Below are 909 nucleotides of genomic sequence, written 5' to 3' on the forward strand. Positions count from 1 at the left end.
CGGGTGAGATGACTTTTAACAATGTTGAAGTACCGAAAGAGAATATCTTGGGCAGTCTCAATGAAGGCGTCAAAGTGCTGATGAGTGGCCTAGATTATGAGCGTGCCGTCTTGGCGGCAGGGCCTATCGGTATCATGCAGGCGGTGATGGACAATGTCGTCCCTTATATTCATGATCGTAAGCAGTTTGGTCAAGCAATCGGCGAGTTCCAATTAATCCAAGGCAAAGTCGCTGACATGTATACCGTACTGCAAGCAGGTCGCAGCTTCTTGTACACCGTGGGTAAAAACCTCGATATGCTAGACGCGCGCGGCGCAGGTCATAGCCGAGAAGTGCGTAAAGACTGTGCCAGCGTGATTCTATGGTGCGCCGAAAAAGCCACATGGATGGCGGGTGAGGGTATCCAAATATTTGGCGGTAATGGTTATACCAACGAGTATCCGCTTGGTCGCTACTGGCGCGATGCTAAACTATATGAGATTGGCGCAGGTACTAGCGAGATTCGTCGTATGCTGGTCGGTCGTGAGCTGTTTAATGAGACCAAATAAAAAAAGATTAGAGCAGTAGCTAGCAAAGCTCTGGTTTTATAAAAGAGAAAAGCACATATAAAAAAAGCAGCACGCTTTAAACGGGCTGCTTTTTTTGTCAGTGTGACAATGTGATGTTGAGTCATCTATGATGGATTATGACTTATTACGATAATCAAAATACCGTGCTAATCCATTTAATAACAAATCATCACGTAAGCGTACGGGGCGATTGACATGCTGAGAGATAGTGGCCGCATCGCCGCCTGTCATGATGACTTCAAAGTTTGGGTGACGACGACTAATCTCATTAACCGCGCCAACGATAGAGAGCAAGATGCCACGATGCACGGCGTCTTGGGTGGTCATGCCTTGGCCAACG

At 47.3% G+C, this 909-nt stretch carries 1 protein-coding gene and 1 pseudogene; one reads left to right on the forward strand and one right to left on the reverse strand.

Annotated elements, in window-relative coordinates; translation table 11 throughout:
- Positions 1-548 (forward strand): acyl-CoA dehydrogenase family protein (locus ACS8FC_RS15645; RefSeq protein WP_439297448.1); only part of this gene is annotated, 548 nt, incomplete at its 5' end.
- Between the two features lie 135 nt (positions 549-683).
- Here the strand turns inward: ACS8FC_RS15645 and ACS8FC_RS15650 are convergent.
- Positions 684-909: pseudogene (locus tag ACS8FC_RS15650) on the reverse strand (pantothenate kinase); the annotation flags it as partial.

The organism is Psychrobacter sp. 1Y4 (assembly GCF_051847555.1).